Origin of the sequence: Dysgonomonas sp. ZJ709 (genome assembly GCF_011039195.1) — a bacterium.
Lineage (GTDB): Bacteria > Bacteroidota > Bacteroidia > Bacteroidales > Dysgonomonadaceae > Dysgonomonas.
On record NZ_JAAKEM010000019.1, the window covers coordinates 1 to 13,786 of the forward strand.

The window sequence follows — 13,786 nt, forward strand, 5'->3', positions numbered from 1 at the left end:
CCACCTCTTCCCATTCCGAACAGAGAAGTTAAGCCCAATCGTGCCGATGGTACTGCAATTATGTGGGAGAGTAGGTTACCGCCGTCTTTAAGCAAGAGCGCCTCTAGTAGAAATACTACAGGCGCTTATTCGTTATATACAATACACTACTCACGAAAACATAAAACTAATACATAACAAAAGAACCTAAACACCATACACTACATACGAAAATATAATACTAATACCCCTCATACAACGCAAACTAAAGTGAAACTGAAATTTTAGACTATAGATAGGGATAGATAAAAAGCGTGAATAAGCATATCAGTATTTTTTATCATAATTTACACTCTTAAATAATGCTCTTTCATTATTGTATTATATCTTTGTTAAATCATCAAAGTATTTTCTGATAGTATGTTTTGTGAGAAAACGATGTCAGATTAGAGAGTATTAACAAGAATTGTAAAACAAAATAAATATCATTATTATGTTAAGTAAGAAATTAGAAGATGCATTAAATGCGCAAATCAATGCTGAATTATGGTCAGCATACCTATATTTATCAATGTCAGCTCACTTTGCAGCAGAGGGAAAACCAGGATTTGCAAATTGGTTCGAGATTCAATTCAAAGAGGAACAAGATCATGCGATGAAATTTTTCAAATATATTATAGAAAGAGGTGGCAAGGTTGAATTAAAACCTGTGGCAGAAGTTCCATTGTCATGGAAATCGCCGTTAGATGCTTTTGAAGATACCTTGAAACATGAAAAAGTCGTAACAGGTCTTATTAATGATCTTGTATCTTTGGCTAAGGAAGAAAAAGATTATGCTACCGAAAGTCTATTGAAATGGTTTATAGACGAGCAAGTAGAAGAAGAAGCTACTGCTACAAGTTTTATAGATTCTTTGAAATTGATCAAGGATAATGGCTTTGGTATTTATACCCTTGATAAAGAATTACAAGGTCGTGCTTATTCTCCAATTGCTGAGTAATTGGATATACTATACTAGAATCACTCCAGAAGTTTTCCGGAGTGATTTTTTATATAATAAATAATCAAAAGCAGAAGAACATTGCTGAAAGTCGATAACATATCAAAATCATACGGCAGTATTAAAGCATTATCTGATGTGAGTTTTACATTAGATAGGGGGAATATTGTCGGGCTATTAGGTGTAAATGGTGCAGGAAAATCGACTTTAATGAAGATTTTGGCAGCAATCATTCATCCTGATAAAGGTGAGATAACCTATAAAGGAAAAGATGTATTTATCGATACTTTTGAAATAAGAAAACATATAGGCTATCTTTCTGAAGATAATCCTTTATATGAAGATATGTATGTGAGGGAATACCTCCAATACGTCGCTGATATTTATAAAGTAGAGAAAGATAAAGTATCTTCCGTTATAGAGCAAACCGGCTTACAGAAAGAATATAAGAAGAAGATAAAAACTTTGTCGAAAGGTAATAGACAACGTGTAGGCATTGCACAGGTTTTGGTGCATGACCCCATGTTTCTCATTCTTGACGAAGCAACAAGCGGATTAGATCCTAATCAGCGAGAAAGTCTGAATAATTTATTTGTCGAATTATCAAAAGAGAAAATGATCATTTTTTCGACTCATATATTACAAGAAGTAAAAGATATCTGCTCACGCTTTATACTTATGGATAAAGGCCTAGTTGTTGCGGATCAGGATATCGATACGATAGAATCTATACAAGAAACTTTTCACCAGTTGATCAATGAAAATAATAGCAGATAAAAATATTCCTTTCTTAAAAGGCGTAGCAGAGAATTATGGCACAGTAGAATACCTTGCCGGCTCTGATTTTACACATGATAGTATCAAAGATGCTGATGTACTTATAGTACGAACTGTTACTCATTTCGATGAAAAAATGTTGAAAGGTACCAATGTGAAATTAATCTGTTCGGCGACTATCGGTTACGATCACATTGATACAGATTATTGCGATGCTCATGATATTATATGGAAGAATGCACCGGGATGTAATTCAGGCTCGGTACAGCAATATATTGTTTCGTCGTTGATCACTATTTCACGCAAGAAAGGATTCGATCTGAGAGACAAAACAATCGGTATAGTAGGTGTCGGTAATGTGGGCAAGAAGGTTGCAAAAGCTTGTCGTTTATTAGGTATGAAAGTTTTACTTAATGACCCACTAAGACAAGCAATAGAAAATGATAATAGTTTTGTAAGTCTCGAAACTATTCAGCAGGAAGCAGATATAATAACCTTCCATACTCCGCTAACTAAGAATGGAAGCTATAAAACGTATCATTTAGCAGATAAAGACTTTTTCGTATCTCTAAGGAAAAAACCTATTATAATTAACTCAGCACGTGGCGGTATAATTGATACAGAGGCTATCAAAAATGCAATTAAGCTGGGTGAGATATCGGGTGCTATAATAGATTGCTGGGAAAAGGAACCGACTATTGATCTTGAATATATGAATTCAGTAGATATTGCCACTCCCCATATAGCAGGCTATTCTGCCGATGGAAAGGCAAATGCCACACGTATGTCGTTAGAATCTATAGCCGATTTCTATCAGTTAAGTAAAGAGCCGATTTCAGCAATAAAAGAACCTGAACCAATAAATCTGCTTATAGACTTAGCTACTTATCCAACTTCTGACAATCGAGTTTACGATGCGATATTGGAAACATATACACCAATGGGTGATTTCGGGCGTTTAATTGCTGCACCGGACGCTTTTAAACAATTAAGGAACGAATACCCACTTCGACGCGAATATAAAGCATACGCTGTTGTAAACGCGTCAGAAGATGAGCGGATATTGTTAAAGGAATTAGGATTCAGATAATGATGCCTTTTCAATATTTTTATTCTGGATCGATCAGACTCCAGTTATTCAGTTGTTTCGCACTATTCTGAACCTTGGTAGTATAACCTGTATTCCCGAAAAGCTTCAATTCTCTTTTCGGACCTGATAGTGGCGTGTCATCCAGTTTATTTATAAAGTCTATTAGGGTACTTTCTCCCATATTATTATGATAGAGTGATACCTCGTGAAGCTGATGATTGTTTCCTGATGTAATTGTAGTCAGATTTGTACCGGAGATACGTAAAATCTCCAAATTAGTAGCGTTTTCTATATTTAATGATTCTAAAGCATCTTGCTTATTTCTGGCTATATAGCTTAGAAGGAATAGATCTGATAAGTCTTGGCAATCAAGTGATTTTAGTTTGTCACATAAACCTATTTCAACAATAATTAGATTTTTTATACCTCCAAATTTAATGCTCTTAAGAGCTTGTAGGTTACCTAGTTTTAATGTTGATAAATTTTTACATTTGCTGATATCTAGAGAAGTAATGCGATTTTGAATTTGGTTGAATTCTGTTATTGCCATATCCTGTGCACCTTCTCCTAAATTTATAGGTTCTTTGGTTTCAATATTAGTTAAGGATAATGTGTATAATGATGTAATGGTACTTAAATCTAGTTTTTCTATTGTTATATTTATTATTTTCAATGTTTTAAGGCTAGATAACTCCTGTAATTGGATGTCTTTTATTTCAGCTCTTTTAGTATTTTGTATATCGATCGGATTGTAATTTGATATATGTAAATAATTAAGGTTTTTGCATGCTTTCAAGTCTAATTTTTCAATAGTTATCAGATCAATAAATCTTACAGTTAGACCCAGTATGTTGTTATTATTCAGGTTTATACTTCCAATATTAGTCCACAAATCAAGGCTTACGGATGATAACAGGCAGTTGTTGAGTTGTTCAAAATTAAATTCGCTGTTGACATCCATTCTTAAATATCGGATTTTAGAGTTAGATGGTATTTGTATTTTTTCTAATCCATTACTGATGAGTTTAACGTCTCCTATTTCTATGCTTTCACCGATATACAAGCCTTTGATAGTCGAAAGTTCTGATAAATCACTATAAACATCTCCATTATCAGCTAGGGATTGGATATCTATAGCTTTAATTGAGATCGTATACGTTTTGGAGTTTTTATATTCATGAGTCAGTTCTGTCGAAGAAGTGGATCCCGGTAGCTGTTGTATTTCCCCGTCACCCCAATCGATTGTTATATCCTTGGCTTGTATACTGAAGCCGGAAAAAGTCGAAAATGAGCTTGCATCATAAATGAGTTGTATTTCTCCATTTTTGGGTTGCCCCGGGATTATAAGATCTTCCTGATCGTTATCGCTGGAACACGATATTGTGAATATTAGTGCGAAAATGCACAATAAATGTATTTTTTTCATGGTTTCATAGATTTAAATATTTGATAAAAATATGAATATTTATATATATTGTGTTTGGTTTAAGGTTAATTAAAGTTAATTAAATATTGTGTACTAACTTGTAAAATAAAAAAAGCTCCAAAACTTGGAGCTTTTTTTATTTATAGAAAACTGTTTCTTAGCAAGACGTACAATTAGTCGGTTTTATTTGTTGAAAGAAATCATTCCCTTTATCATCTACCAGAATGAATGCAGGGAAATCTTCTACCTCTATTTTCCAGATAGCCTCCATACCCAATTCAGGATATTCCAGACATTCAAGGCTTTTGATATTAGTCTGTGCCAGAATAGCAGCAGGCCCACCGATGCTACCTAAATAGAATCCGCCATGCTTATGACAAGCATCCGTAACTTGTTGGCTTCGGTTTCCTTTGGCGATCATAATTAAACTGCCACCATGCGATTGAAATGAGTCTACATAAGAGTCCATGCGCCCCGCAGTAGTCGGTCCCATCGATCCGCTGGCATATCCTTTCGGAGTCTTAGCAGGACCTGCATAATAGATAGGATGATCCTTTATATATTGTGGAAGACCTTCGCCATTGTCTATTCTTTCTTGAAGTTTAGCATGGGCTATATCGCGACCTACAATGATTGTTCCGGTAAGAGACAAACGAGTCGATACCGGATATTTTGTAAGTTCGGCTAAAATCTCGTCCATTGGTCGGTTAAGGTCGATTTTTACACCGCCTCCTTCTCCTGCTTCACGCAGTTCTGCAGGGATAAGACGTGTCGGATTATCTTCCATTTTTTCTAACCAAACACCATCTTTGTTGATTTTTCCTTTGATATTACGGTCAGCCGAACAAGATACTCCCATGCCTACAGGGCAAGAAGCACCATGGCGAGGCAAACGTACAACGCGTACATCGTGAGCAAAGAACTTACCTCCAAATTGAGCTCCAAGACCAAGTTCTTGAGCAGCTTTTAGTAATTTGTTTTCCATTTCTATATCACGGAATGCTTGTCCGCCTTCGTTGCCTTCGGTTGGCAGATTGTCATAATATTTGGTAGAAGCAAGTTTCACCACCTTAAGATTCGATTCGGCAGAAGTGCCACCGATAGCGAATGCAATATGATAAGGAGGGCAGGCAGCTGTGCCTAACGATTTCATTTTCTCGATCAGAAATTTCTCTAGTTTTCCCGGAGTAAGCAATGCTTTAGTTTCTTGGTACAGATATGTTTTGTTCGCAGAACCGCCTCCTTTAGCTACAAAAAGAAATTTATATTCGTTTCCGTTTATTGCATAAAGGTCTATTTGCGCAGGAAGATTTGTTCCTGTGTTTACTTCCTTATACATATCTAACGGTGCATTCTGCGAATAGCGCAGATTGTCTTCGGTAAAAGTGTTGTATACGCCTTTAGATAGAGCTTCTTCGTCATTGCCACCTGTCCAAACGTTTTGTCCTTTCTTACCCATGATGATTGCTGTACCTGTGTCTTGGCAGAAAGGTAAAATACCTTTAGCCGAAATCTCAGAATTGCGAAGGAAAGTAAGTGCCACAAATTTGTCATTGTCGCTGGCTTCAGGGTCTGATAAGATTTTCGCTACTTGTGCCTGATGTTCGGGGCGAAGAAGAAATTCAACATTATGAAAAGCATGTTGCGATAATAATGTTAAAGCTTCCGGTTCTACTTTCAGAATTTCTTGTCCTTCGAAACGACTTGTTGATACATAATCTTTCGATAATAAGTAATACTCGGTCGTGTCTTTTCCCATCGGGAACGTGTCCTGATACTTGAATGGAGGTGTTGCCATGATGTTGTTTTAGTTGATATTTTATACCACAAATGTAATGAAAATATCCCTTTGAGTCAATATACCTCACTTATTTAAAAAGTAGTAAATCGCTGTTTCTTATACTAATTTTGGTTATGAGTAAATGTCTTTACTAAAAAACTTGTATATTTGCGTTGTATATAGCGACCATACGTGTTGGTGGCAAATGAATATAAAAGAATTAAGCACAAATGAATACAAGCAGAAACATATTTTTAGTATGCATAATGCTTTTGATTCCGGTCTGGGCTATGGCTCAGATAGGGAAAACGAAGATCATCCTTAGTACGGGTGATACAACCGTTCTTGTGAATAACCTAAGTAGTGGTTTACAAGGAGAAAAGGCCAGGTTTCTAAATAGAGATAAAAGATTTAAAGAAGAGCAAGTATTCTTAGAAATGGATACTAAATATCAATCTCTTGAAGAAGCAGCCCTGGATGTTAATAAACTATTGGATAAAGTAGCTAGAGAGCATACCGCAAATATAACAGTAAATGAATCTTTAGGTTTTCGAGCATCACAAGTAGAAAGGATGAAGCGAAAAAAAGAAGTTGTGGCTACTAGTCTTGCCGATAGTATATTGGCGGAATCCACGGCTCTTAAATTAGCTGAATTGTATGCTAAGTTTGGCGACAGGCCAACTTACTATATAAACGGGATAGAGGTTGATCCTGTTTTTATCGATTTCTTGCGTCCTGCCGATGTGTTAAGCCGTACAGTAAAGGCAACTAATACGCTTTCGGGTAATCCCAATGGTGAAATTTGGGTTCAAGTCCTGCCTGAAGTTGCTGAAAGTTTATTTGTCGGAGCTGAATATTACCCATCAGAAGAGGAAATGTCTCCAATTGAGGAGCCGGTACTAATTGACGATTTGATAAAGGTTTCGCCTTCCAACAAAAATAAATCTAAAGAGATAGATTCTGCCCCTCGGAAAATAGGTCAAGATGGTGAGACGATCAAACCGGCTCAAAGAACCGAAATTAAGGTAGAAGAAGTAAAAAGCGATAAAGGCGAAAAGATAAAAATAGAAGTAGAGAAGAAGGACGAGCCTAAAAAGTCTGTCCGGAGAATCAAAGAAAATAGAAAACAGAAAGCTGAACAGGATAAAAACGATTAACCGTTTTTATCCTTAAGAATGCTTTCGATAATAATAGGGAAGTGCGTATATTCTAATATATGCACTTTTTTTGCGACATCTTCATAAGTGTCATCCTTGCCCACTTGGCATTTTGCCTGGAAGATAACACCACCTTCGTCATAGTTTTCATTTATATAATGTATAGTTATTCCCGATTCTGTGTCGCCTGCCTGAACAACGGCTTTGTGTACATTATCTCCATACATACCTTTACCTCCGTGCTTGGGTAGTAGAGCAGGGTGTATATTCACAATTTTGTTAGGATAAGCCTTAAGTATATTATCCGGTACTTTTAACAAAAATCCGGCAAGAACAATGAAGTCGATATGCTTATCTCTTAGATAATTAACTACTTCATTTGTGTTCTCAAATTCATTTTTAGAGAATGTAACGGATTCTATACCAAGCGTTTTGGCTCGCTCGTGTACGAATGCATCTTTTTTATTAGATACAATAAGAGAGATTTCTATATTACTGTTTCCTTCGAAATATTTAGCAATATTCTCAGCGTTAGTTCCTGATCCTGAGGCGAAAATGGCTATTTTTGTCATAAACGTGTTTAATGTTGTCTGCACAGAAATAAAAATAATGTGCAGTTTTAACTATTTTATCAATGAAATATTTGTTTCGTATGTATAAAAAACTGTTACTTTGCATCGACAAAATTAGAAATAAAAAATTTATTATTAATTAAAACTAAGAATTATGTCGGAAGTAGCATCAAAAGTGAAAGCAATTATTGTTGATAAGTTAGGCGTAGAAGAATCTGAAGTAACAAATACTGCCAGCTTTACAAATGATTTAGGAGCTGATTCACTTGACACAGTAGAATTAATCATGGAATTTGAAAAAGAATTTGGTATTTCTATTCCAGATGATCAAACTGAAAAAATCGCTACAGTAGGAGACGCTGTCTCTTATATTGAAGCAAATGCAAAATAATCTTTTTTCCAATAATTACTTATGGAGTTAAAAAGAGTAGTAGTAACAGGTCTGGGGTCGATAAGCCCTATTGGTAACAATGTAGCCACTACGTGGAACAATGCTATCAATGGAGTGAGTGGTGCCGGACCTATTACTCATTTTGATGCGTCTAAATTTAAAACGCAATTCGCTTGTGAAGTTAAAGATTTCGATCCGTCTGTTTATTTGGATAGAAAAGAAGCTCGCAAGTGTGATAGATATACATTACTTGCAATCGCAGCATCAGAGGAAGCGATAGCCGATTCGAATTTCGATTTTGAAAAGGTGAACAAAGATAGAGTCGGAGTTATATTCTCGGCAGGTATCGGTGGTATTAAAACTTTCGAAGAGGAAGTTGCATACTACTATACTCACGAAGATATGGGTCCTAAATTCAATCCGTTCTTTATTCCTAAGATGATTTCTGATATTGCAGCAGGACATATTTCTATTAGACATGGTTTACGTGGACCTAATTTCGGAACAGTATCTGCATGTGCCTCGTCGACCAACAGTGCTATTACAGCATTCGATCTTATCCGTTTGGGTAAAGCCGATGCTATGGTAGTGGGTGGTGCCGAAGCTGCAATTACTCCGGCCGGAGTTGGTGGTTTTAATGCAATGACTGCATTATCGACCCGTAACGAATCTCCCGAATCAGCATCACGTCCGTTTAGCGCTAGTCGCGATGGGTTCGTAATGGGTGAAGGAGCTGCTTGTTTAATCCTTGAAGAAATGGAGCATGCAATTGCTCGTGGTGCTAAAATTTATGCGGAAGTAGTTGGAGGTGGAATGTCTGCCGACGCTTACCATTTAACAGCATCGCACCCCGAAGGATTAGGAGCTAAACTTGTTATGAGAAATGCACTTGAAGATGCTAATATGAAGCCCGAAGAGCTTGACTATGTAAATGTACACGGTACATCTACACCGGTAGGAGACCCTTCTGAAATCAAAGCAATTAAAGATGTATTTGGTGATCACGCCTACAAACTAAACATTAGTTCTACAAAATCAATGACCGGTCACTTGTTAGGTGCTGCCGGAGCAATAGAAGCTATGTTCTGCGTACTAGCTGTACAGAACGACATAGTTCCTCCTACAATCAACTACACAGAAGGTGATGAAGATGCTGACATTGATTATAAGTTAAACCTTACATTCAACAAAGCTCAGAAGAGAGTTGTTAATGCTGCTCTTTCTAACACGTTTGGTTTTGGTGGACATAATGCTTGCGTAATCATTAAGAAGTTTAAAAAATAAGTAGAAGTGCTTAAAAAACTATATCGAAGTATGAGGCTTCTTCCTAAAAGAGGGAAGGAGCCTTATGTTTCTTTTTATAGGATACTAAACTTTACCCCGTACAATATAACGCTCTATGAACAAGCGCTTTTGCATAAGTCTTCTTCGATAAAGATGAAGGATGGGCGTTGGATAAATAATGAACGCCTTGAGTTCTTAGGTGATGCGATTCTCGATGCTATAGTGGCTGATATTGTATTCAAAGAATTTGAGTATAAGAAAGAAGGCTTTCTTACCAACATGCGCTCTAAAATAGTTCAGCGTGAAACTTTAAACAAACTTGCACTCGAATTGGGTATCGATAAACTCATCAAGACATCTGCCCGTAGTACTACACCCAATACACACATGTATGGAAATGCTCTGGAAGCATTGATTGGTGCTATTTATCTTGATCAGGGATATAGGATGGCTAAACAGTTTGTTTATGAACGTTTGATCCAGCAATTTCTAAATATAGATACTGTCGCCGAATCGGAAGGTAACTTTAAATCACGATTGATAGAGTGGAGTCAGAAAGAAAAGATTGCCGTGAGTTTCGACTTAGTTGATAGCTTCGTAGATGAGAACAATACGCCGATCTTCAAGACGGTGGTCAGGATACTTCACGAGACAGTTGGTGAGGGAACAGGCTATTCAAAAAAAGAATCACAGCAGAAGGCCGCTCAAATGGCTATGGCGCGATTGAAAAATGATTCTGAATTCATACACTACATAATGAATAAACATAAAAGTCATGTAGAAAGCTTGATGGAATCTAAAAATGTAGAAGTTGAAGAGTCATAGAGGATTCTATGATAGATGAAATAAAAAAGGAGGAAAGCTAAAACTTTCCTCCTTTTCGTTTAATCAATATTTAAAACTACTTCCTCCTAAAAACTCTCTCAAAAGAGATGTTGGGGGCAGTTCTCTATCGCTGATGTAATTGAAATACCCTAAAAATTTCAATAGACGATGTGCTTCTGCATATTCGGGGGCATTGTTTGGTACTTGTGTAAGTATAGGCTCGGCATAGCGGCGTAAAGCTGCAAGCTCGTATATCATAGCCGAGTTGAACATCACATCGGCATTCTCCTGATAAGGGAAAATCCATTTCTCCTCACCTTTGCGAACACTTTGCCAGCGTGATAGTGTATCGATAGCCGAATAGTTGCGGTAACGGTAGTCGCGTATCAAACGGCGAAGCAATCTGTTATCAGTAGTTGGTATCCAGTTATGATTATCCAGTGAAATGGTGGTCAGAGCCGAAACATAAACTTTGAATTTTTGTTCGTCCGGTATATTTACAGTCAAGTCCGGATTTAAGCCGTGTATTCCTTCTATAACCAGAATGTTGTCTTCCTCCAATTGTAGTTCATCACCTTTGTATTCTCTTTTTCCTGTTGTGAAATTGTAAGTAGGTAGTTTAACTTTTTCACCTGTTAATAAACGCTCCAAATCTTCATTAAATTGGGCAATGTCAAGGGCATGCAGCGATTCGTAGTCGTAGCCTCCATCTTCGTCAAGAGGTGTTTTTTCTCTATTTACAAAATAGTTGTCGAGAGATAAGCCAACCGGTTTTAATAAATTGACCATCAGTTGTACTTCCAGACGCATGCGGAAAGTTGTTTTACCGGACGATGACGGTCCCGAAATAAGAACGATACGTAGGCCGCTATCTACTCTTGCTGCTATTTTTCCTGCAATATTTGCAATTGTTTTTTCTTGTAACGCCTCAGATACTTTTATAATATCCGGCATTCTATGCTTTTGGTTAGCTTGGTTGAGATCACCGACATTGCTTAGCCCTATTATGTTGAGAAACTTTAATTGCTCCCCATATACATTAAACATTTTGGCTTGGTCAATAACCGGTTCTAATTCTACGGGGTTACTTCTGTTTGGTACACGAAGTAGCAATCCGTCATGATAAAGTTCGAGATCGAATATATTTATATACTTTGTCGATGGAGCCAGGCAACCATAGAAATAATCTATAGAATCTCCCAGTCTGTAATATTTAGAATAGAGTGCTCCTGATGTTTCCAGAAGTAGTGCCTTATCTTCAAATCCTTGTGCCCTGAATAATTCTACAACTCTGGATGTTTCTTCCTCCACACCTTCGAATGGTAGATCGGCAGCAACATATTCTTTCATTTTGGCTTTTATGGCCTCTATATCTTTAATTCCTAAAATGCCATTACCTATGATCTTACAGAAATATCCTAACGAAATCGGATGTTCTATATTTAGCTCGGCATTAGGTAATACTTCGGATACCGCTTTGGCTAATAAGAAGCATAGTGAGCGTACATATGTTCTCATGCCCGATGATTCATTGATACTAATGAATTTTACGGTTTTGTTATTATAAGCTTTATAATCGAGAGGTTCTGTCTTGTTGTTTACTTTCGCGTTTATTATCGGATATTTTGATTCGATATTAAGTTCTTTAAGAATCTCAAGAAGACTGATTCCTGCCGGGAAATCGGTACGAGTGTTGTTGTTTGTACAGTAAATCGTAATTCTGTCATTCATAAATTCAGTGTCTTAGTTTTAGTGAAAAAAGAGGATGTTGCTTTAGGCAGACATCCTCCAATTAGTTTTTTTATTTAAAGTTCATGAGTACATTACTCCATGAAGCTTACTTTTCCAGTTGTCATGTCATAAACACCACCTACAATTTTAACTTCACCTTTGCTCTCCATTTCTTTAATGATAGGGCTCTTAGTTCTGATTTGGTTGATTGCAAGTTCTACGTTGTGATCACAAACTGCTTCTACGAAAGCTGGGTTTGCAGATGTTTTGTCACCGTCGAATTTTGCTTTAGCACCATCTACAGCAGGTTTGATTTTGTTAAGTAATCCTGTGATGTTACCTAGTTCTACACCGTCGATAGCTGCCATTACAGCTCCACAATGTTCGTGACCTAATACAACGATTAGTTTAGCACCAGATACTTTAGTTGCAAACTCAAGACTACCGATAAGGTCGTCGTTTGCGATGTTACCGGCAACTCTACCAACGAAAGCATCACCAATACCAAGATGGAAAACATCTTCTACCGGTACACGAGAGTCAAGACATGATAGGATAGCTACTTTAGGGAATTGACCTAATGAAGCTTCTCTTACTCTAACTGAATTGTTTCTCACAGTTAGATTGTCAGATGTAAACTCTTCGTTTCCTTTTTTAAGACTATTCAATACATCTTGTGGAGTAAGTTTGTCTTGATCAGCTTTTGTCAATACAGTGCTTGTTAAGATCTGGTCATTTGCGATCTCAGTTGCAGTTGCAGTTGTATCTACAGGTGTTGCAACTACTTCCTTTTCTTTGCTATTACATGAGCTAAAAAGTAGTGATAGGGATAGCAAACTTGCTGCTCCTGTCAATAAAATAACATTTCTTTTCATAAATTTCTCTGTTGTTTATTTGTTTATTAATCTGCGAATCGTAACTATTTTTATAAAGAAGCTTTGAACATTAAGATTGTAAATAACTTATTTCCTTAAAACATACTTATCTGCTAAGTTTCCTACTATCCTATTCCCTTCCATGTCTAGTTGAATAAGAGTGTTTTCTCCAACGAAGTATTGATTAGGAGAATCAATACCATCGAGTGTAATTGTATTACCTTCGACATTCCAGCTGAAATTACCTTTCTCTTCACTAGTGCTATCTTTTTTTCCTATGTATGTAGTAGTTTTCGTAAATGCATTGTCGTTAAGAGTTATTACAACTTGCATTCCTTCGCCACTAGCTGTAGGCAATGTCCCTTTGTACGTTCCTATAATGTCAAGTGAATTCTTGGCATTATGTTCATCATTCATGTTTTTAGCAATTTTCGAAAATTCATCTACTGATGCTACTTCCTGCTCTGATGTTTTGGAGGAGTTTCCACAGCTATATAAAACTAGCATAGCTAAGGGTAAAATTAATAGCTTCTTCATCTTCATTCTGTTTCTTCGTTGTTATGTACAGTGACTTCATAGCCCAATTTCTCAATAGCTGTCTGAAGTTTTTCTACCGATGTCTTGTCTTTCTTGTATTCAATCTCTACTGTTTTATTCGGTAAATCAACACTCATATCTGTTACCCCTTTTTCGTAAGCAATATTTTTTTCGATACGCTTTTTACAATTATCGCAATGCATAGAGACATCGAAAAGAACGATCTCCTTATCGTCTTTCTTATTCTTTTTGTCTTGGGCAAAAGATACTCCTCCGATTGTTAATAAGAGGGTGAGAACTAATGAAAAAATCTTAATATTCATAACTTAACTTTAAATTTAATAGTTATCGTTCCATAGTAA

Annotated in this window: 14 protein-coding genes and 1 rRNA gene; 8 read left to right on the top strand and 7 right to left on the bottom strand. The window is 36.6% G+C overall.

The annotated features are described in order from the left end of the window. The 4 genes from rrf to pdxB all read left to right on the top strand — a co-directional run. A 5S ribosomal RNA gene (gene rrf / locus G7Y56_RS12790) occupies positions 1–87 on the top strand; the annotation flags it as partial. 385 nt (positions 88–472) lie between these two features. After that, positions 473–979, top strand: coding sequence for a ferritin (locus G7Y56_RS12795; RefSeq protein WP_165044021.1), 507 nt, complete (start codon positions 473–475; stop codon positions 977–979). Positions 980–1,060: 81 nt separating this feature from the next. Continuing rightward, on the top strand, positions 1,061–1,756 hold the full coding sequence (locus G7Y56_RS12800) for an ABC transporter ATP-binding protein (RefSeq protein ID WP_165044023.1): 696 nt from the start codon (positions 1,061–1,063) through the stop codon (positions 1,754–1,756). Then, complete coding sequence (pdxB, locus tag G7Y56_RS12805) at positions 1,737–2,846, top strand: 4-phosphoerythronate dehydrogenase PdxB (RefSeq protein ID WP_165044025.1); 1,110 nt, start codon at positions 1,737–1,739, stop codon at positions 2,844–2,846. Before G7Y56_RS12800 ends, pdxB begins: the two co-directional genes overlap by 20 nt. A 19-nt stretch (positions 2,847–2,865) precedes the next feature. Here pdxB and G7Y56_RS12810 read toward each other — a convergent pair whose 3' ends face one another. Both G7Y56_RS12810 and G7Y56_RS12815 read right to left on the bottom strand, forming a co-directional pair. Beyond that, positions 2,866–4,272: a hypothetical protein gene (locus G7Y56_RS12810; RefSeq protein WP_165044026.1), complete on the bottom strand. Its 1,407-nt coding sequence runs from the start codon at positions 4,270–4,272 to the stop codon at positions 2,866–2,868. A gap of 157 nt (positions 4,273–4,429) precedes the next feature. Next, entirely contained in the window at positions 4,430–6,070 is a 1,641-nt protein-coding gene (locus G7Y56_RS12815) for a fumarate hydratase (protein WP_165044028.1), read from the bottom strand. Between the two features lie 212 nt (positions 6,071–6,282). Between G7Y56_RS12815 and G7Y56_RS12820 the strand changes: the two genes are divergently transcribed. After that, positions 6,283–7,209 carry a hypothetical protein gene (locus tag G7Y56_RS12820; RefSeq protein ID WP_165044030.1) on the top strand — a complete coding sequence of 309 codons (927 nt, stop codon included), beginning with the start codon at positions 6,283–6,285 and terminating at the stop codon, positions 7,207–7,209. Here the strand turns inward: G7Y56_RS12820 and G7Y56_RS12825 are convergent. Further along, positions 7,206–7,781 (bottom strand): phosphoribosylglycinamide formyltransferase, encoded by a 576-nt coding sequence (locus G7Y56_RS12825; RefSeq protein WP_165044032.1) that lies wholly within the window; start codon positions 7,779–7,781, stop codon positions 7,206–7,208. The genes G7Y56_RS12820 and G7Y56_RS12825 overlap by 4 nt on opposite strands. A gap of 154 nt (positions 7,782–7,935) precedes the next feature. Between G7Y56_RS12825 and G7Y56_RS12830 the strand changes: the two genes are divergently transcribed. From G7Y56_RS12830 to rnc, 3 genes are read left to right on the top strand one after another with little or no spacing between them, the layout of a single operon-like run. Beyond that, positions 7,936–8,172, top strand: coding sequence for an acyl carrier protein (locus G7Y56_RS12830; protein ID WP_165024864.1), 237 nt, complete (start codon positions 7,936–7,938; stop codon positions 8,170–8,172). A 21-nt stretch (positions 8,173–8,193) separates the two neighbouring features. Next, a complete protein-coding gene (gene fabF / locus G7Y56_RS12835; RefSeq protein ID WP_165024866.1) occupies positions 8,194–9,456 on the top strand; it encodes a beta-ketoacyl-ACP synthase II in 1,263 nt (420 codons plus the stop codon). 30 nt (positions 9,457–9,486) lie between these two features. Next, on the top strand, positions 9,487–10,281 hold the full coding sequence (gene rnc / locus G7Y56_RS12840) for a ribonuclease III (RefSeq protein ID WP_165025005.1): 795 nt from the start codon (positions 9,487–9,489) through the stop codon (positions 10,279–10,281). A gap of 63 nt (positions 10,282–10,344) precedes the next feature. Here the strand turns inward: rnc and G7Y56_RS12845 are convergent, their stop codons facing one another. From G7Y56_RS12845 to G7Y56_RS12860, 4 genes are all read right to left on the bottom strand, one after another. Next, positions 10,345–12,012, bottom strand: a complete 1,668-nt coding sequence (locus tag G7Y56_RS12845; RefSeq protein ID WP_165044034.1) for a nucleoside kinase — start codon at positions 12,010–12,012, stop codon at positions 10,345–10,347. Positions 12,013–12,104: 92 nt separating this feature from the next. Beyond that, positions 12,105–12,887: a carbonic anhydrase family protein gene (locus G7Y56_RS12850; RefSeq protein ID WP_165044036.1), complete on the bottom strand. Its 783-nt coding sequence runs from the start codon at positions 12,885–12,887 to the stop codon at positions 12,105–12,107. An 87-nt stretch (positions 12,888–12,974) separates the two neighbouring features. Next, positions 12,975–13,424 (bottom strand): copper resistance protein NlpE, encoded by a 450-nt coding sequence (locus G7Y56_RS12855; RefSeq protein ID WP_165024872.1) that lies wholly within the window; start codon positions 13,422–13,424, stop codon positions 12,975–12,977. 2 nt (positions 13,425–13,426) lie between these two features. Next, entirely contained in the window at positions 13,427–13,747 is a 321-nt protein-coding gene (locus G7Y56_RS12860) for a heavy-metal-associated domain-containing protein (protein WP_165024874.1), read from the bottom strand. Positions 13,748–13,786: the final 39 nt, after the last annotated feature.

Excerpts from the sequence above, each read along its gene's own strand:
- G7Y56_RS12795 (WP_165044021.1), top strand. The coding sequence starts at position 473 with ATGTTAAGTAAGAAATTAGAAGATGCATTAAATGCGCAAATCAATGCT.
- pdxB (WP_165044025.1), top strand. The coding sequence starts at position 1,737 with ATGAAAATAATAGCAGATAAAAATATTCCTTTCTTAAAAGGCGTAGCA.
- G7Y56_RS12810 (WP_165044026.1), bottom strand. The coding sequence starts at position 4,272 with ATGAAAAAAATACATTTATTGTGCATTTTCGCACTAATATTCACAATA.
- G7Y56_RS12815 (WP_165044028.1), bottom strand. The coding sequence starts at position 6,070 with ATGGCAACACCTCCATTCAAGTATCAGGACACGTTCCCGATGGGAAAA.
- G7Y56_RS12820 (WP_165044030.1), top strand. The coding sequence starts at position 6,283 with ATGAATACAAGCAGAAACATATTTTTAGTATGCATAATGCTTTTGATT.
- G7Y56_RS12825 (WP_165044032.1), bottom strand. The coding sequence starts at position 7,781 with ATGACAAAAATAGCCATTTTCGCCTCAGGATCAGGAACTAACGCTGAG.
- G7Y56_RS12830 (WP_165024864.1), top strand. The coding sequence starts at position 7,936 with ATGTCGGAAGTAGCATCAAAAGTGAAAGCAATTATTGTTGATAAGTTA.
- fabF (WP_165024866.1), top strand. The coding sequence starts at position 8,194 with ATGGAGTTAAAAAGAGTAGTAGTAACAGGTCTGGGGTCGATAAGCCCT.
- rnc (WP_165025005.1), top strand. The coding sequence starts at position 9,487 with ATGAGGCTTCTTCCTAAAAGAGGGAAGGAGCCTTATGTTTCTTTTTAT.
- G7Y56_RS12845 (WP_165044034.1), bottom strand. The coding sequence starts at position 12,012 with ATGAATGACAGAATTACGATTTACTGTACAAACAACAACACTCGTACC.
- G7Y56_RS12850 (WP_165044036.1), bottom strand. The coding sequence starts at position 12,887 with ATGAAAAGAAATGTTATTTTATTGACAGGAGCAGCAAGTTTGCTATCC.
- G7Y56_RS12855 (WP_165024872.1), bottom strand. The coding sequence starts at position 13,424 with ATGAAGAAGCTATTAATTTTACCCTTAGCTATGCTAGTTTTATATAGC.
- G7Y56_RS12860 (WP_165024874.1), bottom strand. The coding sequence starts at position 13,747 with ATGAATATTAAGATTTTTTCATTAGTTCTCACCCTCTTATTAACAATC.